We start from the raw sequence: 22,441 nt of genomic DNA on the forward strand, positions 1-22,441 counted from the left end.
ACCCCTATCTACGAATCTTAGCCTAACAATTGACGTTCAAGACGCTCTAGCTTCCCGCGCAAGCTGCCGTCGAAAATCCGGTTTCCGATTCGAAGCTTGATGCCGCCGAGCAAGTTAGTATCAACTATATTGTCAATACGAAGTGATTTTTTCCCAACCTTAGCTGCAAATGACACAGATAATGCTTCCTTCTCTGCTTCAGATAGCGGACGGACAGTATATACCTTTGCATCCGCGATACCTTTTTTGTCATTCGCCAGGCTTATAAAATGATCTGCCACATCAGAGATATGATCTTCACGGTGGCGTTCAATTAATATCATTAACGTGTTTAGAACAAACGTGTTCACAGATGCAAATGCTTCTTTTAAAATCTCTTTTTTCTTCTCAATGGAAAGCTTTGGAGATTTCAAAACAGACTTTAAATCTGAGTTATGGTTTACTACTTCTTTCACTGCACGAAGCTCTTCTTCCATTTGGTCAAGAAGCTGGTGTTCATTCGCAAGCTGGAAAAGAGCCAACGCGTAGCGCTTTGCTACTGTGGAGCCCGTCATCGCTTTTCTCCTGCCTCTTGAATGTATTCATTGATCAGCTTTTCCTGATCAGCTGCACTTAGTTCCTTCTCGATAACCTTGGAAGCAATTAGGACAGACAATGAAGCGACTTGCGCGCGGATAGCGGCAACCGCCTGTTCTTTCTGCTGCTCGATTTCAAGCTTGGCAGATTCCTTAATGCGCTCAGACTCAGTGCGGGCAGCCGCAATGATCTCCTCACGCTGCACATCGCCTTGTTTCTTCGCATTTTCGATAAGTCCCTGCGCTTCAGTACGTGCTTCTTTTAAAAGATTTCTTTGCTCTTCTAAAAGCTTCTTTGCTTCTGTACGGCTTTCTTCAGCCGCTTGGATTTCACCGGCAATGTGCTCTTCACGCTGCTGCATAATGCCCATTAACGGACCCCACGCGAATTTTTTCAGCAATGCCAACAAGATAATGAACATGAACAACTGGAACAAGATGTCCCCGCCGTTAAAACCGCTGCCTGCAGCGCCTAATACTAGACTGTTTGTTAACACCCTCGATTCACTCCCTTCAAGAGTTGTCCCACTTATGAAACGGAGTCATATGCATGATTCCGATTTAGTTTTACAGTTAAAAACATAAAGGAATGGCGAAGGTTCATGGAATGATCTTCGCCATTTTTGAACGATTGGTACAGTATTAATTAACCGCCGATAACCATGAACGCGATAACAACGCCAATGATCGGAACGGCCTCAACTAGTGCTACCCCGATGAACATTGTAGTTTGAAGCATACCGCGAGCTTCTGGCTGGCGAGCCATACCTTCTACTGTTTTTGAAACGATAAGACCGTTACCGATACCGGCACCTAGTGCTGCTAAACCGATTGCAATTGCTGCTGCTAAAAGACCCATTATTGAGTTCCTCCTTAAATTGTATGAAAATTTATTTGTTTAAAATGTTTTGTCCATGAAATGAACAGGTATATATTAATGGTCCTGGCTCACTTTGTGTGCCATATAAACCATTGTTAACATACAGAAAATGAATGCCTGGATAGATCCGACAAATATTGAGAATCCCTGCCATACAAGTGTTGGTATAACTGCGGCAAGCATTCCGCCTACACCGGCACTTGCGAGTCCTCCGACAAGCAACGTCAGCAGGATTTCACCCGCGTAGATGTTACCGTATAGACGAAGTCCTAATGTCAGAGTGTTTGCAAACTCTTCAATAATTTTCAATGGGAACAAGAAAGGCATTGGCCTGATAAAATCCCGGCCGTATTCTCCTACTCCTTTAAGCTTTACGCCATAGTAATGCGAAAGCCCGACTACCGTTGCCGCTAATGTTAAGGTGATAACAGGATCGGCTGTTGGCGATTTCCACCATAAAGTGTGATCATAAGTGATCGCGAACGGAAGTCCGAGCATGTTTGAAACAAAAATGTACATGATCAGGGTTAATCCAAGGATATGGAATCTTCCGCCTGTCTTCCAGTCCATCGTACTGTTAATGATATTCTTAACAAAATCCATTACCCACTCGAAGAAGTTTTGCATCCCCGTTGGTTTCATGGCCAATCGACGGGTTGAAAGTAAAGCAATAATGAATACAATAGCACTTGCTACTGTGATCATCAGTACGTTTGATAAGTTAAAATTCAATCCTAAAAATTTCACTATAGGAGCTTCATGATGCAATAGTGTTCACCTCTCTTCCCGCTGTTTACGTAATTGAAAAGATTGAAGAAAATAATCTATCATAATGACAATATAGGATGTCATTAATCCAAATACCACACTGATCAGATGCAGCTTATCAGGGTATTCCAGAGCGATCATCACAGCAAATACTGCTGTAGCCATTCTGGATACCGTTCCAAGTGAACGCACCTTCTCGCCTCTCTCGACCGCCTCTCCAAATTGCAGCGCCTTTCGTGAAATCAGCCACAAATTGAACAGACTTAAGCCTGTACCAAAAATCAAGCCAAGAAAAATAGATTGATAAGGTGTAAAACCCCAGCCGAGAACATAAAGAGACAACAATAGGAATATGTATTTCCGCTGTCTTTGAAAAGTTGCTTTGATTTCCGGCATGATGTTCATTCTCCTGTGAAAAAATGTTGGATTAGGCGTAGCATGGCATATATCCCTGCCCCCAGCCCAATGAACAAGCCGATTAAAAGGAATAAAGGCTCAGTTGCTGCCTTGCTGTCAAGCCATCTTCCGGCGAAAATGCCAATGAGCGTGGAACCTACTAACTGGGAAAGAATGGCGGACATTAAGGCCATCGCCTTAAATGGGTTGCGGTCTTTTTGACGCATAAAAACGCATCCTCCCTTAAAGAGAATGGTAAGAGGGTTTGAGGCCATAATTAAACATATAAACATCATGCAGAAGTGGGAAATATGTCTGCAAAAATATTTTGAAAACCCTATCATCTTTTACCCTTTGTAAGCATACAATAGGGCTTTGTCAATGTCAATGCGTTTGGAGTGAAAAAGTTCACAAACAAAAAGGTAAAAATATGGTACGTTCACATATTTATCACATTTAATTTTCGTAATTCTATTGAAAAAGGAGCGAGTTTCTGCGTCGCCCCTGAAAACGCTTTATTTTTTTACTTTAATACTTCCTTTTGATCTGCTGAAGACTCCGGGTCTCCCAGCTGGCCATCTGGCCTTACAAATAGATATGTTTCGATCCAGTCTTCCCTGCCGGCTTTTTTAGCAAACACTTTCGCCAGATACAGCCCCGGCCCAGGCAGCTTTTCAGCAGGAATTTCCTGCAGCAGCTGACCCTTTCCGGCATTTCTTTTCCAATCCAGAAATCCCATGAACCGGAGACTTTCCGAATCAAACATCGCAATTCCGAATTCTTCCGCCCCTCCAGGCAGGTACACCTCATAGCGATACGTTCCAGGCTTATCTCCTTTGCCGATTCCGAATCCCATCACCCTTGGGTAATCCGGCTCTTCCAGCACATACAGATATGGAATATGAATTCTCTCTGCACCTGCTTTCAATAGAACGTAGCCGTCATGGATCTTTTTCTTTAAAAGGGTTGGATCAGCAGACATTTTAATTTCAGCCTCTTTCTTTTCGCCCGGGTTCAATTGAAACGTCATAGGCATTTCCCAATTGATGCCCTGCTCCTTATAGGGCACGGAAAAGGAATAAGTCTGCGTTTTTTCACTTATATTTTCAACCGTTATAAAACTGCTGTGATCATGCAGCCTGTCTGCAATCTGGAACTTCCCGAATTGCATGGACGCCGGGAAGACAAGCGTTTCTGCTTTCAGCGCCTGTTCAAGCTGTATTCGGCCGGCCCCCTGCTCATACGTTCTATAGATTTGTCCATCTGTGTTCTTAATAAGTTTAGCGGTATTCATGAGTGCTGCCTTGATTTTTTCCGGCCCCCACTCGGGATGAGCCTGTTTGAGGATCGCACAGGCACCGGCTACATGCGGAGCGGCCATGCTTGTTCCCTGAAGCGGCAGGTATCCTCCGGGAATGGTGCTATTTATGGCAACTCCCGGTGCCACAACATCCGGTTTAATTTCCCATGTGGATGTAACAGGTCCTCGTGAGCTGAAGTCAGCCAGTATGTCCCTTTCTTCTATTATATTAGTCCGGGCAAGGAGCCTTCCTTTCTTCATGAGCTTCTTGAGGTCCTCTCCTTCTTCCATTGAAAGCGCTGCGACTGGAATGGGAACCTCGCTGTCCAGATTGCCAAAGAACTTGCCTTTTGTATTGTTATAGATAATGACTCCCTCTGCTCCTGCCTCCAGTGCATGGACAGCTTTATCTGTAAACGTCAACTCCCCTCTCTCGATTAAGACTATTTTCCCTTCCACATTCTTCAATTCATCCGGATGCCCAATTCCTCCATCAATCACTTCGTAGGAGCGGTCGAATTCCCAATCCTTTGAACCCTGCAGCAGATCAAGGCGGATTTCACGTCCATTTATACTTAAAAATGGCACCTTTAATGTTGGTGTAGAGGCTCCGACAGAAATGGCTTTCGATGCTGTTCCCGGTGATCCGACGGTCCAGATATTCGGGCCAGAATTACCTGAAGAAGTGACAGCGGTGATTCCTTTTTCAACCGCTTTATTCAAGGCCATGCTTATCGGAAGGTCAGGCCCGTTTACGTTATTTCCCAATGAAAGGTTTAATACATCCACTTTATCCTTTATGGCCTGTTCGATGGCCGCTATCACCTGTTCTGTTGTTCCGCTTCCGCCCGGGCCGAGAGCCCTGTAGGCGATGATGGTTGCTTCCGGTGCGACCCCCTGGATCCTGCCATTTGCCGCAATGATGCCCGCGACGTGAGTGCCGTGCAGTGTGCCTTGTCCCTCGGCTGCCTTCGTTTCCATCGGATCACTATCATTATCCACCAAATCGCGACCGCCGCCATAGCTTCTTCGCAAGTCGGGATGATTATAATCAATGCCGGTGTCAATGACACCTACTTTCACCCCCTTGCCAGTGAGGCGCTGATTATTTTCATCATAATAGCCTCTCGCATTCAGGCCGCCAATGAGCTTGATATTGTCATCGGAATGAACATGATAGGTATTTACCGGTGAAACAGAAGAGATTGAATCCAGCTTTTGCAGGCTTTGCAAGGCGGATGGCTTTCCTTTAACGGAAAAGCCAATTAATGCCTGATTGAATGTTTGCCTGATTTTCAGCTCAGGATTTTGCTCTATTATTTGTTTGATTTCCTGTTTATTATTTGGTTCTTTTAGTACTACAATGGCCACTTTCTCAATATCAGGTGACTCTTTCGGTATAGGAGGGTGTGAAAGTGTTCGGGCTGAAACCGGAGTTTGAATCAAGAATAAAACTAGTATCGTTATGATGTGAAAGAATTTTTTCATTAGAAAACCCACCCTCTTTTTGTTTTAGGGTGGGCTGAATAGAAGCCTTGTATGCGTAAATCATTATATAAATACAGCTAGTTCAAGGATTCATAAACAATATTGGCTACTTTTTTAGAAAGAGCACCTGTGCTTGGGTATGATCCGCTTGGCAAAGGTCCATTGTTTTGTTTATTCGTCAGCAGGATAATCTGAAGGTTTTCCTTTGGATCAATAATAACCTGCGTTCCGGTAAAACCAGTATGGCCAAAGGCTTTGTCAGAATAGCGATCTCCCATGTACCAGCTTTTATCCAGTTCCCAGCCATATCCCTGGCCAAAGCGCTGAGGAGAAGTAAAGAGATCAATCACTTCTTTTTCATACAACTTAGCTTTTCCATATGTTCCGCCATTTAACATGGTCTGGCCCAATACAGCAAGGTCCCTTGCTGTTGAAAATAAGCCTGCATGGCCCGCAACACCTTTATTGCCATAGAAGCTATTTCCATCATTAACTTCTCCCACTAAAGTGTAGTTTCTCCAGTAGTTAAACATATCAGGGCTTTCTTCAACATAGTAACCGAAATCAGGATCATCAATCATTTTATACTCATAAGGATTCCCCCATGACGTAGCAGCAATTTTTTTCTTGAAATTGTCTGGTGGAGTAAACATCGTATCGTGCATTTTTAAGGGTTTATAAATATTTTCTTCTAAGTACTCATCCAATTTCTGTCCGCTGATCTCTTCGATTAAAAAACCCAGCATCATAAAGCTAAAATCGCTATATCTTCTGTCCGTGCCAGTCGGATATTCAAGCGGCAGCTGATTTATATAATTCAGAACCTCTTCCGAATTATCAGCGTAAAGGTATGTCGGCTTCCATGGAGTCAGTCCTGAGGTGTGTGTCAGCAGGTCAGCTACAGTAATATTTTCTTTTCCGTGCTGAGCAAATTGTGGAATAAAATCTGATACCCTGTCATTGACCGAAAGTTGCCCGTCACTGACAAGTTTCATAATGCCCTGGGTTGTTCCCATCACCTTCGTAACGGAAGCAAGGTCGAACATTGTTTTCTTTTTCATTTTTCTGGGGTTCTCGAGCAATTCCCCCATATCATACTTTTGTGCATATCCATACGCTTCCTCTTTGACAATCTTTCCATCCTTAGCTACAAGTACTACCGCACCCGGTGTAACACCATCCTCAATAGCCTCCATAACTGCTTTATCAATACCCTTCAATTGCTCAGGATCAAAGCCAGCCTTTTTCGGGTGTCCATGACTCAATTTCTGGCCGGGCCGTTCTTTGGCATTTACCATATTCCCAGAAAAAGCTGCAGAACTTATGACTAAAGCGAGTAGGATTAACAATAACCTTAATCTTTTCAAAACTTCATCTCCTTTTTAAAAACTGAACAATATACAATATTCTGTATAATTAATACTATCTATCTTTTAATTTATTATCAACCTAGTTTTTAGTATTTTCAGAAAACAGTACTTTCAGATTATAAAAAAACCATCAAATGAATGATGGCTTTGTCCCTTTATGTATTAAAACAGCTGATTCGGTTCCAGTTTTCCTTTTTGAATTAGATGGTCCCGCTTTCTATCTCTCCACATATCCGCCAGGGTCGCTATTATTAATAATACTGTAAGCAGGATTCCTTTTCCTTCTGCCAGTTTAAATACCAGGGCGATGAAACCTTCAGACATGAAGGTTCCCATTAATGAACCCACAAGCATGATGATCCAGACAATCAATGCTCCTTCTAAAACGGCTAATGCTCTCATTTATTCGACCTCCCGGGTATATAAAATCATTATGCCAATACCCCGCAGACAGCAGTCTAAACGTTAATCTTACAATTTGGGCATTCCTTTACTTTCCAAATATCTTCTGCCAGATGCTTTTGCTTTTTTCAGCCTCTAATGCACCGGCTACTTCTTCTACAGACTGTTGTGTCGCCATCAGTTTTTCATAAAGAGATGTAACTTTTTCGCTCTCTTTTTCATAGCCTTGGGCATGGGCATTTCGTAAATCTTCAATTGTGAGTTTGAGTTCTTGCACCTCATGTATCAACTGTTTGTTTTGTTCCCTGATTTTATTCTGGGTTAAACGGGATTGTTCGTTTTGCTGCACGAGGAAGCTGACAAGCTTTTTCATATCTGTCAGTTCAGAATTCACATTCATAAGGGATGTCGAGCTGCTTTCTTCCTCATCTTCCACTGTTATGATAACCGGAATTCCTGCATCCTCAAGCTTTGCTGTGACTTCCTCTTTTTTCAGCCCATCTGAATATAATTTACGGATAAATTTAAGCTTTTCAATTTCGGAAGCCTGGATTTTATAGCGATTATGCTCCTTCCGATAATTTATGTATTCTGCATGCTCCTGCAAATAACGCTTTAAGCTATTCTCAGGTATGTCCGGAAGTGCCTCTTTAAGCTCCTTCATTGTCAAATACTGATTTGCCAACGTCCTTCAGCACCTTTCTTGGTATCTTGCCGATCACCCAGCTCCAGCCGGGCACTACCAATGACTAACCACCTAACCACCAACAAAACCACCACGGTCATTTCCGCCGCCATTCCTTTAACCATAAGTACATCATTTGATCACTCTAAAATCACTAGAAACGTTGATATATTAACATTTTGTAAATAACCATCCAACCATCAACATGTTAACCGTGTTCAAATCTACCTTTCATATCTTCTATACTCTATCATAACTTTTCCAGCGTGGCGGGGAAAGAGCCTTTTAACATAAAAATAAAATAGATTTCCCGGTTCACCTTCAACCATCCACCCACCAACATATCAACCATGATGTTTTTCAGGTAATGTGGCCCGCTTCTCCCCTCCCCTTTTTAGAAAAGGAACAGAAAATGCACCCCTTTTTAAAAGAGGTGCAATTCGATTAGTTTTGCGGTTTATATTCTTCCGGACGATTATTCGTCTGTTTAAAATGATAGCGGATGGCCTCGCAAATTCTTCTGGAAGCATTTCCGTCTCCATATGGGTTGACAGCTTTAGCCATTTTTTCATAAGCTGCCTTATCGGTCAGAAGTTCTGTTGCCAATTCATAAATTGGCTGTTCCTCAATGCCGGCAAGCTTAAGGGTTCCGGCTTCAATTCCTTCTGGTCTTTCCGTAGTGTCACGCAGAACAAGGACAGGCACACCAAGAGATGGTGCTTCTTCCTGAACTCCGCCTGAATCGGTCAGAATCAGATGTGCTCTTGAAGCAAAGTTATGGAAATCAATAACGTCAAGCGGCTCAATCAGATGAATGCGGCTATCGCTGCCAAGGATTTCTGATGCGATTTCCCGTACAGCCGGGTTCATATGAACGGGATATACGACTTGTATATCTTTCTGTTCATCCACCAGCCTTTTAATAGCCTTGAACATGTTGCGCATTGGTTCGCCCAAGTTTTCACGGCGATGCGCAGTCAGCAGCACAAGGCGGTCCTCGCCGATCTTCTCAAGGACATCATGATGATACGTATCTTTAACTGTTGTTTTAAGCGCATCTATTGCCGTGTTACCAGTGATGAAAATACTTTCGCTCTTTTTATTCTCATTTAAGAGGTTTTCAGCTGACTTGGATGTTGGCGAGAAGTGCAGATCAGCCATGACACCTGTAAGCTGTCGGTTCATTTCCTCAGGGAATGGAGAGTATTTATTCCATGTACGCAGTCCCGCTTCCACATGGCCGACGACAATCTGGTTATAGAAAGCGGCAAGACTTGCAATAAACGTTGTAGTGGTATCACCGTGAACAAGCACGATATCAGGCTTTACTTCCTTCATGATCTTATCAAGACCCTCAAGTCCGCGTGTAGTCACATCCACCAGTGTCTGGCGGTCTTTCATGATATTCAGGTCATAATCGGGTGTGACTTTAAAAATATTTAATACTTGATCAAGCATTTCGCGATGCTGTGCCGTCACGGTCACAATCGATTCAAAATGCTCAGGGTGTTTTTGAAGTTCAAGAACAAGAGGGGCCATTTTAATGGCTTCTGGCCTTGTTCCGAAAATCGTCATTACTTTAATCGGACGATCCATGTCGAGCACCTTCCTTTATTAAAAGATGTTTTCAATCTCTTTGTCTGTTCGCTGCTGATATTATTTCGTTCCGAATAAACGGTCGCCAGCATCGCCCAAACCAGGGACAATGTAGCCTTTTTCGTTCAATTTTTCGTCTAATGCTGCAATGTAAATATCAACGTCAGGGTGAGCTTCTTTCACAGCTTCTACCCCTTCAGGAGCAGCGATCAGGCACATGAATTTAATGTTTTTCCCTCCGCGCTTTTTGAGAGAGTGGATGGCTTCAATCGCAGAACCGCCTGTTGCAAGCATAGGGTCAACGACGATGAAATCTCTTTCTTCCACATCACTTGGAAGCTTCACATAGTATTCAACCGGCTGCAGGGTTTCCGGGTCGCGGTATAAGCCGATATGGCCCACTTTTGCAGCTGGAATCAGCTTCAGGATGCCGTCAACCATTCCAATACCTGCGCGCAGAATTGGGATGATTCCCAGCTTCTTTCCTGCAAGAACATTAGACTTCATCGTGCTGACTGGTGTATCAATTGTGATTTCTTCTAAAGGCATGTCACGGGTAATTTCGAATGCCATCAGTGTTGCCACTTCATCGACAAGCTCGCGGAATTCCTTTGTTCCCGTACTCTTTTCACGAATGTATGTAAGCTTATGCTGAATTAATGGATGATCAAAAACGTAAACCTTTGCCATGAGTATCTCTCCTTTTCATTATGCAGATTAGTCGAACCACACTTCGTCTAATTTTACAGAAAAACAATTCCATCGGCAACTATGATTCGTATTTGTAAAAGAAAAGTCATTATTATAACAACAGCGGAAGTCGGGCGTTTATTGGCGACATGGAAGGATTGGCTTAGAACCGGGAGCTAGACAGTTTCACAAAGTCCAAAATTTTCTTATGTTACCACATAAAAACCGGTCTCAAGCTGAGACCGGCTGATTGATTAATATTCCGGATATAAAGTGAAGCTACCTGTTAGGGCTTCGACGCGCTGTGCCGCTTCTTGAAGCTTCCCTTCATCTTCATGATTTTTAAGTGTGAAGGCAATAATGGATGCAATTTCCTTCATTTCTTTTTCGCCAAATCCGCGGGACGTAACAGCCGCTGTACCGATGCGGACACCGCTTGTCACGAATGGGCTTTCCGGATCGAATGGAATGGTGTTTTTGTTGACTGTTATGCCAACCTCATCAAGTACTTTCTCAGCTACTTTCCCTGTCAGGCCAAGGGAGCGGAGGTCAACCAGCAGCAGATGGTTGTCTGTACCTTGTGATACAAGGTCAATTCCTTCAGCCTTTAATGCTTCAGCAAGATTTTTAGCATTCGAAATGATATTGCCTGCATAGGTTTTGAAATCATCCTGAAGGGCTTCACCGAAGGCAACCGCTTTTGCCGCAATGACGTGCATTAAAGGACCGCCCTGGATTCCAGGGAAAATGGATTTATCAATTTTCTTAGCATATTCTTCTTTGCAGAGAATCATGCCGCCGCGCGGTCCGCGCAATGTTTTGTGAGTAGTAGTTGTAACAAAGTCCGCAAATGGAACCGGATTCTGATGAAGGCCAGCAGCTACAAGGCCTGCAATGTGTGCCATATCAACCATCAGCATAGCACCGACTTCATCGGCAATCTCACGGAAACGTTTGAAGTCAATTTCACGCGGATAGGCACTTGCACCCGCTACAATTAATTTCGGCTTAGATGTGCGGGCTTTTTCAAGGACATCTTCGTAATCAATGCGGTGTGTTTCTTTATCCACGCCATATTCAACGAAATTGTACTGCACGCCGCTGAAGTTAACAGGGCTTCCGTGCGTTAAATGTCCCCCATGGGATAGATTCATGCCAAGAACCGTGTCTCCCTGCTCTAACACAGTGAAGTATACGGCCATGTTTGCCTGTGCACCTGAATGCGGCTGTACATTCACATGCTCTGCACCGAAAATTGCTTTCGCGCGGTCACGGGCTAAATCTTCGACGACATCCACATGCTCACATCCGCCATAATAGCGGCGTCCCGGATAGCCTTCAGCATACTTGTTTGTTAAAACAGAACCCTGTGCTTCCATTACCGCTTCACTGACAAAGTTTTCAGAAGCGATTAATTCAATCTTTGACCTCTGGCGTCCTAATTCTTCCTGAATCGACTTCAAAACCTGCTCATCCTGCTGTGCTAAATGCTTCATAAGAATCCTCCCTTTTCTCCAACACACTTTTAATGAAAACAAGCCTCTATGGACTTGCCATTCCTATGTATCGATCTTTTTGTGAAAATTCTTTTTTATTTTAGCACGTTTTTTATAAAAGTGACAGGCACCTATACCAGTTTGCTAAAGTGGTATAGGTACCTGTCACCATCCTTTTAATCCCAGTTCCAATAATCCATCTCCCCAAGGTATGGAGCACGGACTTGTTTTTCGTTGTTTTTACGTTTTAATAGTTCCTTTACCGGGCCGGTAACTACCGCTCCATAGACAATGAATCCAATTTTCTTCAGGTATTGTGACGTTCTTTCAGATGGTCAAGGCCTGTTAGCTTTAAGATTCCTTTTTTTATAGTAATAAAGCGGTCTGGCATGCATCCAGCCGATCCCGCCTTCTCTCCTTTAACTGCTTCTTCCCCCTTTCTCACTGGCTGCACTGTACACACGTTCTTCCTTCTTGAATGTTACACGTTTAATAAAAAAAGGTGACAGGCACCTATACCAGTTAGCTGAAGTGGTATAGGTACCTGTCACCCAAAATGGCGATCAGGGCAGTAAAATAATAATAACTATCTGCAAGATTCGTTATCAGGTTTTCGCTCATATATCGCCCGGGCCCCGCCGATGAGTTTTGGCCTGGTTTTAGCGAGGGTGACGTGCGCCTCGCCGACTGATTTTTGGGAGACGCGGATTGGAACAGCGACATGCTTTAGGTGCATGCCGATCAGTGTGTCGCCGATATCAATGCCGGCATCTGCCTTGATAAACTCCACCATGACAGGATCCTCGAAGTGTTCATAGGCGTATGTCGCCATCGCGCCGCCGGCCTTGCGGTGAGGGATGACGGCGACTTCATCCAGATTTTTTGCCTCAGCAACTGCCCGCTCAACGACTAATGCCCTATTCAAATGCTCACAGCATTGAAAGGCCAGAGCAACCCCTGTGTCCTGGCGAAGCTTGTTCAGACGCTCGAAAATCATTTCAGCCACTTGTTCCGTTCCGGCTGTGCCTATTCGTTTCCCGGCGACTTCACTTGTGCTGCAGCCCACGGCAAGAATATGCTTTTCATTTAAAGGTACTTGTTCGCTAAATTCACGAATGATGGTATCCAATTCTTTTTTCCATTGATCGATCAAAAAGCTCACCCTTTCGAAAGTTTACTTCGTTTCGTAAGCGGTGATCTTTCCGACACGGTTTTCATGGCGGCCGCCTTCAAAATCTGTTGAAAGCCAAACTTTTGCAATTTCACGGGCCAGGCCGGGGCCAATTACTCGTTCACCCATCGCAAGGATATTACTGTCATTATGTTCACGGGTTGCTTTTGCACTGAATACATCATGCACCAGGGCACAGCGGATTCCCTTTACTTTGTTGGCAGAGATGCTCATTCCGATTCCGGTTCCGCATATCAGGATGCCCTTATCGAATTCTCCGCCTGCAACCTTTTCGGCAACTGGCAATGCATAATCAGGATAATCTACTGAGGCTTCGCACTCACAGCCGAAATCTTCATATTCAATGCCCATTTCATCCATTAAGCCTTTTATTTCTTCGCGGAGATTAAGTCCGCCATGGTCTGATGCGATTGCAATTTTCATAATGAAACCCTCCAGTTTGAAGCCGCTTTATTTTGACATTATGCTCTTATTTTGACACAAAACCTTGAAAATATAAAGAAAGGGAGCCGCATTTCGGGCTCCCTTATAGTTTAAATTTAGTAATAGTGCTATTTAATTTTTCTGCCTGCTCTTTTAGCTCGATGGCGAGCTTTTCTACATTGCCGATGACAGCTGTCTGTTGCTGAGTGGCAGCTGAAACCTCCTGTGCGCCTGCTGATGTTTCTTCCGCAATGGCTGCGACTTCCTGGGATTGGGTGGATGTATGCTGGATGCCTTCCATTTGGTTATCTACCAGCCCCGAAATGGCAGACACCGAAGCAGCCATTTCATTGACGACTTTCGCCATCTCTTCTATCACTTCATTTGTTTTCGTGCCTTTTTTCACTTCATTATTCGCAGTCTCCACCTGATAAGAGATTTGCGTGACAACATTGCGAACCTCTTCCTGAATGTTTTTTATCAGTTCTGAGATGCCCTGAACAGCCTGCGCACTTTCATCTGCAAGCTTCCGGACTTCTTCAGCGACCACGGCAAACCCCTTGCCATGATCCCCCGCGCGGGCTGCTTCAATAGAGGCATTTAACGCGAGAAGGTTTGTCTGTGCGGCAATGTCACCTACGAGCTGGATTATTTGCTCTACCTTTACAGCGTTTTGCTCGAGACGCTTTACTGTCTGAAGTGATTCCTCATTATCCTGAGCCAGTTTTTCTATGCCGGAAATAAGTGAATGGATCACCTTTTTTGATTCCATCAGGTCCTGAACCATTTCACCGGAAACATTTTGTGAGGCTTTTGCTGTATCCTGAACTTCCTGTGCAATGCGCAGGACGTCTTCCATAGATTCAGCTGTTGACTGAATAGAAACAGCAGAGCTATCTGCTCCCTGGGAAATCTCGCTGATCGTTCTGGCAATTGCATCTGCCTGTTCTGCAGCTGCAGAGGACTCAGAGGACATGGCAATGACTTTTTCATTTGTTTCTCTAAAGTTCTCGTCAATGTTTTGAACCATATCTCTTAAATTGGAAAGCATATGGTTAAATGCAATGCCCAATGACCGGATTTCATCATCCGACGTGGCAAGCTCTGCATCCTGGCCGATATCGCCGTTTGCAGCCATGAGTGCCGTTTTTTCAAGTTTCTGCAATGGTTTGATGATAAAGCCTGCCGCAAAAAAGGCTAGAACCCCTGACCAGAAAACCCCCATTCCTAAGGTTAATATAGTAAAAACAGCCTCTCCAAATGGAAGCATCCCTTCTATGCTTGGATATAAAAAATAGAGAAATCCAGCACTTGTTGTGTATGTAATGATGGCTATCAACGTGATGAATAAAACAAGTTTTTTTCTAAGGCCAAACTTATAGACCCTTTTCTCCCCCATGATAGTCTCCCCCTGATTAATCTTGTCTCTTTATGCGATCCAAAATTTGATCAATTGCTTCTGTCAGATCTTTAAATGTGCTTCTATATACCTCAACAGGTCCCCCATATGGATCAATAATATCTCCCGCGGCACCAGCAAACTCTTTTAATGTGAAGGTTTTGCCCTCTGCTTCAGGAAACATGGACAGGACTGTATTTTTGTGGCCGGCTGTCATCGTTAAAATATAGTTGGCCCATTCTATTAAATCTTCTCGCATACTGGACGATTGATGCTGAAGCGGAATTCCATGCTCATCCAGCACACTTTTCGTATTTGTGGATGCTTCACTGCCGTCTGCTGCAAATACGCCAGCCGACTTCACATCCACACCGGGAATCGATCTGCTTTTCAAAATGGCTTCTGCCATTGGGCTTCTGCACGTATTTCCCGTACAAACAAATAATACATTTGCCATAGAATCTCTCCCTCTTTTTATATCGGTTTAAACTTAATAAACTTTATCCAACTTCTTACATTATAAGACAATTTTCCTATAACACCTATAGCTCACAAGCAAAAAAAGAAAAAGGGCAGCCTCTACCCTTTTCATTTTTCACAAAATATTAACATTTAAACACCCGGGTCCATTCGACAAAATTCGGGCGGTGCCTGTCACCCTATTAAAAGCTTGACCCCAAAAGCGAGGAGGATGGCGCCACCGAGAGCTTCGCTGTAGGAGCCGATCCAGCTTTGGACTTTTCTGCCAGTGAGGAGGCCGGCCCATGTGAGGATGGTCGCCCCCGCTCCGAAGAAGATGAGCACCAGGAATGTTTTAGCTCCGTAGATTCCAAGGCTTAGGCCAACTGAAAAACTATCCAGGCTGACGCTCAGTGCAAAAATCAGCAGCCCCATACCCACTGGCGTAATTAAGCTGTCTTCTTCATCTCTGAAGCTTGACCAAATCATCTGCACACCTAATAAAAGGAGCAGTCCCCCGCCGGCATATCCGGCAATAGCCCCAAATGTATTTGAAAGGAATCTGCCTGCTATCATTCCCAATAAAGGCATCCATACATGAAAAAGTCCAATGGTTATGCCGATTTTAGCTATTTGTCTGAGGCGGAGTTTGTACATCCCCATGCCAAGACCTACTGAAAAGGCATCCATCCCCAATGCGAATGCCATTAAAGCCAGTGTTAAAATTTCTCCAATCATTACTGACATTTTTCCGCCTCCTTGGACTTGCTAATTCAGCATATGCACGTCCATGAGGATTTAGAATCCCATTGCCTTTTCACAAAACAAAAAACCGCTTCCTGAAGAAACGGTTTCTTTATTATCTACTAATGATCCTGTGTCCAGCTGCTTTCATCAGACGGTTCATGATAGCATGACCGACGCCTTCCCCCGGAAACATCTCGCAGAATATAACATCAGCATCTGTTGTATTAAAATATCTTAACGCTTCATAGAGAGAGCTTGCCACGGTCTCAAGTTTTTCACGCTGTCCGCAGGCATACACATAATCAGCTTGATAGAATTCCCGGTTTTCCACTGTCGTCAGAACGCCGACTGAAAGACCTTCCTGCTTCTTATTCTCAACAAGTTGCTGGATATCCTCTCTTGTTCCTTCTACTAAATAAAGAGGTGCATCCGGTGCATAGTGACGGTACTTCATGCCCGGAGATTTCGGCGCCTGACTTTCATCCGTTAATGCCGGGTCAACACTGACCTCTCCCACAATCTCTTCCAGCTGTTCTCTTGTAATGCCGCCCGGCCTTAGGATAACCGGCACTTCTCCCGTACAATCCACCACGGTTGATTCCACACCAACACCGGTCGGACCTCCGTCCACTAATCCGGCAATTCTTCCTTTCAGATCTTCCCAGACATGGTTAGCCGTTGTCGGACTTGGCTTTCCAGACCGGTTCGCACTTGGAGCCGCAATGGGCAGCCCAGTTTTTTTCAGTAGCGCCAGGGCAACAGGATGATTCGGCATTCTCACAGCTACTGTGGATAAACCTGCTGTGGCATATTTGGAAAGAACGCCCTCCTTATGAATAAAAATAAGTGTTAGCGGTCCCGGCCAAAATCGTTCCATCAGTGTCTGCGCCTTTTGCGGTACTTCCGTTATAAAAGCGTCCAACTGAGCTCTGTCAGCAATGTGGATTATCAGTGGATTATCACTCGGACGTCCTTTTGCCTCGAATATTTTTTTGACTGCTTCATCATTTTTCGCATTTCCGCCTAATCCATATACGGTTTCTGTTGGAAAAGCGACCACTTCATTATCTTTCAGCAGATCGGCAGCCTGTGAACACTGTGTATAACTATCTTCTTTATCCACACTGTTATCCACCGACCATCTTTTTGTAATCATTGTTATCCACCTTCATAAAAAATGTTTTTTTGCTGTCAAAATTCCTATGTTTTCGACATTTTTTTGAACATTCCTTTGGAAAGTATAGTAGAAGAAGCTGGATAACTCAAGTCTTATCCACAAATTGTGCATAAATAAGACCGATTTGTGTATAACTTTGGCAAGATACCCACAATTCACATAGATAATTTTAAAAAGAAAGAGTTATCCACAGTCAGGATGTGTTTAACATGCTCTGATTCGAACAATACTTCCGGCAAGCTTGCTGTTTCTTCCTGTTTGAAACCAAGCAGGCTGAAAAAGGCAAGCGAATTTCGTTTATTGGATGCGAGGTACAAAGCCTCCATGCCCCGATCCCTGGCCAGCATTAATATTTGCTCAAACAAAATAAATAAATCTTTTTCAGTTGCTGTTGATGTCATCACAAGCGATCTTAAAAGACCGGCCTTTCCATGGGGTTCAATTCCCAGGGTAGCCTTAATGTCCCCGGAATCATTCTCCATAATTAAAAAATATTCAATTGCTTCCTTTATCCCATCCGTACTTAAGTTTGCCGATTCCAGAAATGATGCCAGATTCTCCACATCTGAAGCATGAGCACATCTCACTACACCTGTTTCCATTTCTTCACCCCATTTTCTTATTTTCACTCTATGAATATGAAAAAATAGAAAAAGTAGAACTAGATTTTCGGAAAAGCGGAAGCACCCTTACAAAACACTATGAACTAAACACAAAACACGGCAGCTGTCTGATGCGGCTGCCGTGTTTATATTACTATCATATATATTTTTTCTGCGGCAGGTTTAGTTGTTCGAGTTGCCGCCTTTTCGGCCGATTTCTTCGTAGAAATCACGGTCATGATTTTCACTAGTTGCTTCTCCGCCTTTTTTCCCTATTTCCTGGTAGAATTCCTTGTCATGATTATCAGCTGTTGCTTCTCCGCCCTTTTGGCCAATCTCCTGATAAAAGTCCTTGTCATGATTTTCCGCCGTCGCTTCTCCGCCCTTTTGGCCTATTTCCTGGTAGAAGTCTTTGTCATGGTTGTCAGCTGTTGCTTCTCCGCCTTTGGAGCCGATTTCCTGATAGAATTCCTTATCATGGTTGCGGCTTGTTGCTTCTCCACCCATGCGTCCTCGTTCCTCACGAGACATTTTATTGTTGTTACTATTGTTGTTTTTAGCCATAATCTTTCATCTCCTTTTTGTTTGTGTTTTGTTGTTACACTCCTTTACATATCCGTTATCGGGAGAATCAAACGCATGAAAGAAAGATGTTATATGGTTGTCTTACTTGTAATTTGATTTCCATTTTTTAAAATGATTCTAAAAAGGGGTGGGGTTTTGGATGGGGTTCTAACTCTGAATCTCCTTTTCCAGGCTACTTCTGTCCAAAGCCGACTCCAGGCACACCCATAAATCACCATTAAAAGAAAAACCCCGCTCTGCAGCAGGGCTTAACCAAAGATTTTTTCCCAAATTTCTACTAAAAAGAACTTTACTTCTACTGGTTCTTCATCGTCCTCAGTATAAACCGGAGGGGTTTCTTTTTCGGAGTCTGTGTCAGCCGCGATTTCTTCTGCTTGTACAACTCCCTTCTTTTCTCCTTCTTCAAATCCTTCACTTACAGCTACACCGTTTGAGAAGTCAAGGAAGCATAGCGGAGGGAATAGCACGCACCACCAGTTGGCGCCTTTTCCTTCGCCAAGAGTGATAAGGATCGCTTCGTATTCTCCAGCAGGATATAAGAATTGTCCGTATAATTTCGTCGGGAAGCTGACTATTCCAAAGTCGGCATTTACACTTTGGTTCGCTCCTTCTTCAGCTGCTACTTGTTCGGCAATCTTCTGAATCTCAGGCAATCTGGACTGGATAAGCTCGCGGGCATCTTCGATGGAAGTCAGCACTGCCACCCACTCTGTGATTTCTGCATTTACTGCGTCCCTTACTTTTCTTTTAACCGCCTGGTCCTCTTCCTTGTCGCTATTGGCCAGAATGCGAAGCCTGATCGCCTCATTTGGTATGACCATCGGTTCATCTGCTGTCACTTCTGTTTGCGGTATATATAAACTTAATATAGTTCCTAAGGATAAAATCAGTACATATAATTTCACAATCGTCTTTGTGTTCATCATTTCTGCCACCACCCCTTCACTATCCACAGTGTGGACAGGATGGCAGAATCTTAAACTAGTAAAATTAATATTTTTCTAGTTTCTATTAATTTATCTTTTCGACAAAATTCGGGTGGTGCCTGTCACCCGATTTCCGCAAAAACCATCCGGTCTTTGCCGTTGATATCATAGATGGTTTCGATGTTGGCCCCTGGAAAAGCTTTTTGCAGGAGTGCAGAAACTGCTGCACTTTGGCCAGCTCCTACTTCGAAGCCGATGAGAGCACGGTCTTTGATGACGGCTGGCAGCTCCGCCATAAAGCGCTGGTACAGATCCAGCCCCTCTTCCCCTGCAAAAAGAGCACGATGCGGCTCATGCCTGGTGACTACATCTGACATCCACTCGATGTCCCTTTCCGGTATATAGGGGGGGTTTGATAAAATGATATCGAACTTCTTCCCTTTTGAGATAAGGGGCTGGAGAAGGTCTCCCTGGAAAAATTCGATTTCCGCGCCATTCTGTTCTGCATTTTTTTGAGCTAGCTCAAGGGTCGGACCATAGATATCTGTGGCCGTGACAATTAATTCCGGTTTCTCGAGCTTCATCGTAACAGCAATCGCTCCGCTCCCGGTGCCGATGTCCGCCATTTCAAGACCATCCACAGAGCCGAAAATCTTGTTGATTTTCTGCAGAGCGTTATAAACGAGTTCTTCTGTTTCCGGCCTTGGAATAAGCACATCCTCATTCACCCGGAAGGTGCGCCCGTAAAACTCCTCAGTACCGATGATATACTGAACAGGCTGGCCCGCTGCGTGTGCCTGTACTGCACGCTGAAATTCAGACAGAACTTCCGGATTCACTTCTTCGCGCAGATTAGCCAGAAAGCTTGCCCTGCTCATCTTCATAAAATGCTGCAATAGCAGCTCACCGGCATTTTCATCGCGATCGGCCTTCTTTAAAAAAGAAGAAGCCCAGTTGAGGGCTTCATATACTTTCATCGTTGAATTACTCATTGGATGCACTATCCAGCTTGGCAGATTGCTCTTCCACGATCAGCGCGTCAATAACCTCATCAAGCTTGCCTTGAAGGATCTGATCCAGCTTTTGGATTGTTAAACCGATGCGGTGATCGGTTACACGGTTTTGAGGGAAGTTGTACGTACGGATACGCTCAGAACGGTCTCCGGTACCAACTGCTGATTTACGCTGCTGGTCATATTCCGCCTGTGCTTCCCGCTGGAACTTGTCATACACACGGGCACGAAGAACCTTCATCGCTTTTTCTTTATTCTTGATTTGTGACTTTTCATCCTGACAGGATACAACCGTGCCTGTCGGCAAGTGAGTCAGACGAACAGCTGACATCGTCGTATTAACACTCTGTCCGCCCGGTCCGCTTGAAGCAAATGTATCCACACGGATATCTTTCTCATGAATGTCGATTTCCACTTCTTCTGCTTCAGGAAGAACCGCAACCGTTGCCGTAGAAGTGTGAATGCGCCCGCCAGATTCAGTTTCCGGTACACGCTGAACACGGTGTGCGCCATTTTCAAACTTAAGCTTGGAATATGCGCCATTTCCGTTGATCATGAAAATGATTTCCTTATAGCCGCCTACACCCGTTGAGCTGGTTTCAATAACATCGATCTTCCAGCCCTGCGTCTCAGCAAATCGGCTGTACATGCGGTATAGATCACCTGCAAATAAGGCAGCTTCATCACCGCCGGCAGCACCGCGAATTTCCATAATAACGTTTTTATCATCATTTGGGTCTTTTGGAATAAGAAGGATTTTCAGACGCGCTTCCAGATCATCTTTTCTTTCCTCAAGTTCACCCAGCTCTTCTTTAACCATTTCGCGCATTTCTGCATCGAGCTTCTCTTCAAGCATGGCACGCGCATCCTGATACTGCTCTTTCACTTCTTTATATTCACGGTATGTGTCAACAGTTTCCTGAATACCGGACTGTTCTTTTGAATATTCGCGAAGCTTTTTCGGATCATTGACAATTTCCGGATCGCTCAAAAGCTCATTTAATCTTTCATAACGGTCCTCGACAGATTGAAGACGATCAAACACAGCCATTCACCTCAATTTTTTATCCAATAACCGCGGGATTTCCCAGCGGAGTATAGTTAAATTTATTTACAGACGTTATTCCATAACATTCTAATTATAGTATAGCTGAAAGTTACAGTCAAAACGATTCATGGCTTTCTTTTTGTCCGGGAATTTTCAGAAAAATAATTGCCTGGGGTGGTTATATCCTATATATTGATTTTATCAATTGACTCCGCACTGGAAAATGAGGTGAACCGTATGAAAGCCATCGTATTAGGCATTTTCTCCGCCTTCTTCTTTGCTTTCACATTTGTTTTAAACCGGGCAATGGAAATAGATGGCGGGAGCTGGCTATGGAGCGCATCTCTCCGCTATTTTTTCATGATACCTCTGTTGGGTGCCATCGTGGCATTCAGGGGGAATTTGCGGCCCTTATTTATTGAAATGAAAAAGTCCCCATGGCCATGGCTGCTTTGGAGCTTTGTAGGCTTTGGCTTATTTTACGCACCATTATGTTTTGCGGCGGCCTATGGACCCGGCTGGCTGATTGCCGGAACCTGGCAGATTACGATTATCTCCGGTTCCCTGCTTGCACCGCTTTTTTTCGTTGCGTTTGAAACCGGAAATGGAACGGTGAAAGTAAGAGGAAAAATTCCTTTTCGCGGAATGATGATGAGCCTGGTCATTCTTCTTGGCGTTGCGGTTATGCAGGTGGAGCACGCATCTTCCATATCTTTGCGGGATACGCTGCTTGTCATCATTCCCCTGATTATCGCCTCCTTTGCCTATCCGTTAGGCAACCGCAAAATGATGGATGTTTGTGAGAATCGGCTTGACGCTTACCAGCGTGTACTCGGAATGACGATTGCCAGTCTTCCTTTTTGGTTCCTCCTCTCAGTCGCAGCCATGGCAACAAGCGGATGGCCCAGTTTCAGCCAGGTCACTCAATCCGGGTTAGTCGCTCTCTTTTCCGGAGTTATTGCCACGGTGTTGTTTTTTGCAGCAACAGACCTTGTCCGGGGCAATATGCAAAAACTCGGGGCAGTGGAAGCAACTCAATCTCTCGAGGTTCTTTTTGCTGTTCTTGGTGAAGTGGCGCTGCTGGCAAGCCCGATGCCATCCGGAATTTCGTTAACAGGAATGGCCCTTGTCATTGTTGGCATGGTGCTGCACAGTTATGTGACCTCGAACAAGTCTATTTTAAAAAGAAGTGCTGCGTAAAAAAAATGCCCTGGGTAAGCAGGG

At 44.2% G+C, this 22,441-nt stretch carries 26 protein-coding genes; 1 reads left to right on the forward strand and 25 read right to left on the reverse strand.

Annotation, left to right across the window (positions count from 1 at the left end):
* Positions 1 to 17 precede the first annotated feature (17 nt).
* The 25 genes from M3205_RS06560 to prfA all read right to left on the reverse strand — a co-directional run bounded on the left by M3205_RS06560 (position 18) and on the right by prfA (position 21,214).
* Positions 18 to 554: a F0F1 ATP synthase subunit delta gene (locus tag M3205_RS06560; protein WP_035327929.1), complete on the reverse strand. Its 537-nt coding sequence runs from the start codon at positions 552 to 554 to the stop codon at positions 18 to 20.
* A complete protein-coding gene (locus M3205_RS06565; RefSeq protein WP_251169181.1) occupies positions 551 to 1,072 on the reverse strand; it encodes a F0F1 ATP synthase subunit B in 522 nt (173 codons plus the stop codon). Before M3205_RS06565 ends, M3205_RS06560 begins: the two co-directional genes overlap by 4 nt.
* Before the next feature lie 149 nt (positions 1,073 to 1,221).
* The gene (gene atpE, locus M3205_RS06570; protein ID WP_009332220.1) at positions 1,222 to 1,434 is read right to left on the reverse strand and encodes a F0F1 ATP synthase subunit C; all 213 of its coding nucleotides are present in this window, start codon (positions 1,432 to 1,434) and stop codon (positions 1,222 to 1,224) included.
* Positions 1,435 to 1,509: 75 nt separating this feature from the next.
* Complete coding sequence (gene atpB / locus M3205_RS06575) at positions 1,510 to 2,223, reverse strand: F0F1 ATP synthase subunit A (protein ID WP_251169182.1); 714 nt, start codon at positions 2,221 to 2,223, stop codon at positions 1,510 to 1,512.
* 6 nt (positions 2,224 to 2,229) lie between these two features.
* Positions 2,230 to 2,619: an ATP synthase subunit I gene (locus M3205_RS06580; RefSeq protein ID WP_251169183.1), complete on the reverse strand. Its 390-nt coding sequence runs from the start codon at positions 2,617 to 2,619 to the stop codon at positions 2,230 to 2,232.
* Positions 2,620 to 2,624: 5 nt separating this feature from the next.
* The gene (locus tag M3205_RS06585; RefSeq protein WP_095243235.1) at positions 2,625 to 2,846 is read right to left on the reverse strand and encodes an AtpZ/AtpI family protein; all 222 of its coding nucleotides are present in this window, start codon (positions 2,844 to 2,846) and stop codon (positions 2,625 to 2,627) included.
* A 296-nt stretch (positions 2,847 to 3,142) separates the two neighbouring features.
* Positions 3,143 to 5,407: a S8 family serine peptidase gene (locus M3205_RS06590; protein ID WP_251169184.1), complete on the reverse strand. Its 2,265-nt coding sequence runs from the start codon at positions 5,405 to 5,407 to the stop codon at positions 3,143 to 3,145.
* Between the two features lie 77 nt (positions 5,408 to 5,484).
* Positions 5,485 to 6,705, reverse strand: a complete 1,221-nt coding sequence (locus M3205_RS06595; RefSeq protein WP_251169185.1) for a serine hydrolase — start codon at positions 6,703 to 6,705, stop codon at positions 5,485 to 5,487.
* A 234-nt stretch (positions 6,706 to 6,939) separates the two neighbouring features.
* Positions 6,940 to 7,179 (reverse strand): hypothetical protein, encoded by a 240-nt coding sequence (locus tag M3205_RS06600; RefSeq protein ID WP_251169186.1) that lies wholly within the window; start codon positions 7,177 to 7,179, stop codon positions 6,940 to 6,942.
* An 88-nt stretch (positions 7,180 to 7,267) separates the two neighbouring features.
* Positions 7,268 to 7,843, reverse strand: a complete 576-nt coding sequence (locus M3205_RS06605; RefSeq protein WP_251169187.1) for a hypothetical protein — start codon at positions 7,841 to 7,843, stop codon at positions 7,268 to 7,270.
* A gap of 465 nt (positions 7,844 to 8,308) precedes the next feature.
* Positions 8,309 to 9,460 (reverse strand): non-hydrolyzing UDP-N-acetylglucosamine 2-epimerase, encoded by a 1,152-nt coding sequence (wecB, locus tag M3205_RS06610; RefSeq protein WP_251169188.1) that lies wholly within the window; start codon positions 9,458 to 9,460, stop codon positions 8,309 to 8,311.
* Positions 9,461 to 9,520: 60 nt separating this feature from the next.
* Positions 9,521 to 10,150 (reverse strand): uracil phosphoribosyltransferase, encoded by a 630-nt coding sequence (gene upp / locus M3205_RS06615; RefSeq protein ID WP_076257107.1) that lies wholly within the window; start codon positions 10,148 to 10,150, stop codon positions 9,521 to 9,523.
* Positions 10,151 to 10,404: 254 nt separating this feature from the next.
* The gene (locus tag M3205_RS06620; protein WP_251169189.1) at positions 10,405 to 11,646 is read right to left on the reverse strand and encodes a serine hydroxymethyltransferase; all 1,242 of its coding nucleotides are present in this window, start codon (positions 11,644 to 11,646) and stop codon (positions 10,405 to 10,407) included.
* A gap of 176 nt (positions 11,647 to 11,822) precedes the next feature.
* Positions 11,823 to 11,957, reverse strand: a complete 135-nt coding sequence (locus tag M3205_RS06625) for an anti sigma factor C-terminal domain-containing protein (RefSeq protein WP_285886202.1) — start codon at positions 11,955 to 11,957, stop codon at positions 11,823 to 11,825.
* Positions 11,958 to 12,232: 275 nt separating this feature from the next.
* Positions 12,233 to 12,799 carry a TIGR01440 family protein gene (locus tag M3205_RS06630; protein ID WP_285886201.1) on the reverse strand — a complete coding sequence of 189 codons (567 nt, stop codon included), beginning with the start codon at positions 12,797 to 12,799 and terminating at the stop codon, positions 12,233 to 12,235.
* Positions 12,800 to 12,820: 21 nt separating this feature from the next.
* The gene (gene rpiB, locus M3205_RS06635; protein ID WP_251169191.1) at positions 12,821 to 13,261 is read right to left on the reverse strand and encodes a ribose 5-phosphate isomerase B; all 441 of its coding nucleotides are present in this window, start codon (positions 13,259 to 13,261) and stop codon (positions 12,821 to 12,823) included.
* 103 nt (positions 13,262 to 13,364) lie between these two features.
* On the reverse strand, positions 13,365 to 14,660 hold the full coding sequence (locus M3205_RS06640; protein ID WP_251169192.1) for a methyl-accepting chemotaxis protein: 1,296 nt from the start codon (positions 14,658 to 14,660) through the stop codon (positions 13,365 to 13,367).
* Between the two features lie 16 nt (positions 14,661 to 14,676).
* Positions 14,677 to 15,117 (reverse strand): low molecular weight protein arginine phosphatase, encoded by a 441-nt coding sequence (locus tag M3205_RS06645; protein WP_251169193.1) that lies wholly within the window; start codon positions 15,115 to 15,117, stop codon positions 14,677 to 14,679.
* Between the two features lie 197 nt (positions 15,118 to 15,314).
* Complete coding sequence (locus M3205_RS06650; RefSeq protein ID WP_251169194.1) at positions 15,315 to 15,866, reverse strand: manganese efflux pump MntP; 552 nt, start codon at positions 15,864 to 15,866, stop codon at positions 15,315 to 15,317.
* 112 nt (positions 15,867 to 15,978) lie between these two features.
* The gene (locus tag M3205_RS06655) at positions 15,979 to 17,022 is read right to left on the reverse strand and encodes an L-threonylcarbamoyladenylate synthase (protein WP_251169195.1); all 1,044 of its coding nucleotides are present in this window, start codon (positions 17,020 to 17,022) and stop codon (positions 15,979 to 15,981) included.
* A 176-nt stretch (positions 17,023 to 17,198) separates the two neighbouring features.
* Complete coding sequence (locus M3205_RS06660) at positions 17,199 to 17,645, reverse strand: GNAT family N-acetyltransferase (RefSeq protein WP_251169196.1); 447 nt, start codon at positions 17,643 to 17,645, stop codon at positions 17,199 to 17,201.
* A 183-nt stretch (positions 17,646 to 17,828) separates the two neighbouring features.
* Complete coding sequence (locus tag M3205_RS06665; protein ID WP_251169197.1) at positions 17,829 to 18,209, reverse strand: KGG domain-containing protein; 381 nt, start codon at positions 18,207 to 18,209, stop codon at positions 17,829 to 17,831.
* A 269-nt stretch (positions 18,210 to 18,478) separates the two neighbouring features.
* Positions 18,479 to 19,153, reverse strand: a complete 675-nt coding sequence (gene spoIIR, locus M3205_RS06670) for a stage II sporulation protein R (RefSeq protein WP_251169239.1) — start codon at positions 19,151 to 19,153, stop codon at positions 18,479 to 18,481.
* Between the two features lie 125 nt (positions 19,154 to 19,278).
* Positions 19,279 to 20,133 (reverse strand): peptide chain release factor N(5)-glutamine methyltransferase, encoded by an 855-nt coding sequence (gene prmC / locus M3205_RS06675; protein WP_251169240.1) that lies wholly within the window; start codon positions 20,131 to 20,133, stop codon positions 19,279 to 19,281.
* Between the two features lie 7 nt (positions 20,134 to 20,140).
* Entirely contained in the window at positions 20,141 to 21,214 is a 1,074-nt protein-coding gene (gene prfA / locus M3205_RS06680) for a peptide chain release factor 1 (RefSeq protein ID WP_251169198.1), read from the reverse strand.
* 240 nt (positions 21,215 to 21,454) lie between these two features.
* Here prfA and M3205_RS06685 point away from each other — a divergent pair, with 240 nt between their 5' ends.
* Positions 21,455 to 22,417, forward strand: a complete 963-nt coding sequence (locus tag M3205_RS06685) for a DMT family transporter (protein WP_251169199.1) — start codon at positions 21,455 to 21,457, stop codon at positions 22,415 to 22,417.
* Positions 22,418 to 22,441: the final 24 nt, after the last annotated feature.

It is taken from the genome of Cytobacillus firmus (genome assembly GCF_023715565.1).
In the GTDB taxonomy this organism is placed as follows: Bacteria; Bacillota; Bacilli; order Bacillales; family Cytobacillaceae; genus Cytobacillus; species Cytobacillus firmus_C.

Excerpts from the sequence above, each read along its gene's own strand:
- M3205_RS06560 (WP_035327929.1), bottom strand. The coding sequence starts at position 554 with ATGACGGGCTCCACAGTAGCAAAGCGCTACGCGTTGGCTCTTTTCCAG.
- atpE (WP_009332220.1), bottom strand. The coding sequence starts at position 1,434 with ATGGGTCTTTTAGCAGCAGCAATTGCAATCGGTTTAGCAGCACTAGGT.
- M3205_RS06580 (WP_251169183.1), bottom strand. The coding sequence starts at position 2,619 with ATGCCGGAAATCAAAGCAACTTTTCAAAGACAGCGGAAATACATATTC.
- M3205_RS06585 (WP_095243235.1), bottom strand. The coding sequence starts at position 2,846 with ATGCGTCAAAAAGACCGCAACCCATTTAAGGCGATGGCCTTAATGTCC.
- M3205_RS06590 (WP_251169184.1), bottom strand. The coding sequence starts at position 5,407 with ATGAAAAAATTCTTTCACATCATAACGATACTAGTTTTATTCTTGATT.
- M3205_RS06595 (WP_251169185.1), bottom strand. The coding sequence starts at position 6,705 with ATGGTAAATGCCAAAGAACGGCCCGGCCAGAAATTGAGTCATGGACAC.
- M3205_RS06600 (WP_251169186.1), bottom strand. The coding sequence starts at position 7,179 with ATGAGAGCATTAGCCGTTTTAGAAGGAGCATTGATTGTCTGGATCATC.
- M3205_RS06605 (WP_251169187.1), bottom strand. The coding sequence starts at position 7,843 with ATGAAGGAGCTTAAAGAGGCACTTCCGGACATACCTGAGAATAGCTTA.
- wecB (WP_251169188.1), bottom strand. The coding sequence starts at position 9,460 with ATGGATCGTCCGATTAAAGTAATGACGATTTTCGGAACAAGGCCAGAA.
- upp (WP_076257107.1), bottom strand. The coding sequence starts at position 10,150 with ATGGCAAAGGTTTACGTTTTTGATCATCCATTAATTCAGCATAAGCTT.
- M3205_RS06620 (WP_251169189.1), bottom strand. The coding sequence starts at position 11,646 with ATGAAGCATTTAGCACAGCAGGATGAGCAGGTTTTGAAGTCGATTCAG.
- rpiB (WP_251169191.1), bottom strand. The coding sequence starts at position 13,261 with ATGAAAATTGCAATCGCATCAGACCATGGCGGACTTAATCTCCGCGAA.
- M3205_RS06640 (WP_251169192.1), bottom strand. The coding sequence starts at position 14,660 with ATGGGGGAGAAAAGGGTCTATAAGTTTGGCCTTAGAAAAAAACTTGTT.
- M3205_RS06645 (WP_251169193.1), bottom strand. The coding sequence starts at position 15,117 with ATGGCAAATGTATTATTTGTTTGTACGGGAAATACGTGCAGAAGCCCA.
- M3205_RS06650 (WP_251169194.1), bottom strand. The coding sequence starts at position 15,866 with ATGTCAGTAATGATTGGAGAAATTTTAACACTGGCTTTAATGGCATTC.
- M3205_RS06655 (WP_251169195.1), bottom strand. The coding sequence starts at position 17,022 with ATGATTACAAAAAGATGGTCGGTGGATAACAGTGTGGATAAAGAAGAT.
- M3205_RS06660 (WP_251169196.1), bottom strand. The coding sequence starts at position 17,645 with ATGGAAACAGGTGTAGTGAGATGTGCTCATGCTTCAGATGTGGAGAAT.
- M3205_RS06665 (WP_251169197.1), bottom strand. The coding sequence starts at position 18,209 with ATGGCTAAAAACAACAATAGTAACAACAATAAAATGTCTCGTGAGGAA.
- spoIIR (WP_251169239.1), bottom strand. The coding sequence starts at position 19,153 with ATGAACACAAAGACGATTGTGAAATTATATGTACTGATTTTATCCTTA.
- prmC (WP_251169240.1), bottom strand. The coding sequence starts at position 20,133 with ATGAAAGTATATGAAGCCCTCAACTGGGCTTCTTCTTTTTTAAAGAAG.
- M3205_RS06685 (WP_251169199.1), top strand. The coding sequence starts at position 21,455 with ATGAAAGCCATCGTATTAGGCATTTTCTCCGCCTTCTTCTTTGCTTTC.